Origin of the sequence: Undibacterium sp. SXout7W (assembly GCF_049339385.1) — a bacterium.
Classification (GTDB): domain Bacteria; phylum Pseudomonadota; class Gammaproteobacteria; order Burkholderiales; family Burkholderiaceae_D; genus Undibacterium.
Map to the genome: position 1 here is coordinate 1 of NZ_JBMPPF010000121.1, position 323 is coordinate 323.

Annotated in this window: 1 protein-coding gene; it reads left to right on the plus strand. The window is 64.1% G+C overall.

Annotated elements, in window-relative coordinates:
- Positions 1-323, plus strand: a 323-nt coding sequence (locus tag ACO0LB_RS20750) for an ACP phosphodiesterase (RefSeq protein WP_423052615.1), incomplete at both ends; no start/stop codon positions are given.

Below are 323 nucleotides of genomic sequence, written 5' to 3' on the forward strand. Positions count from 1 at the left end.
CCCAGTGGTGCTGGCGGCTCTGGCACGTTTTCCGCGCGAGCGGCGGCGTTTTGCCGGCATCGTTCTGGATGTGTTTTTCGACCATTGCCTGGCACGGCACTGGGGCAACTACGCCGATCAGCCGCTGGAGCAGTTCACTGGCGCGTTCTATCGGGTATTGCTGGCAGAGCCTGAGTTGCCTGGGCGACTGGCGCGGATTGCGCCGTTCATGGCAGCGGATGACTGGCTAGGGGCGTATGGCGATTTCGACACGCTGGAACAGGTGTTCAACGGCATTGCCCGGCGCTTGTCGCGGCCTGAGGGGATGGCCGGGGTGATGGTGG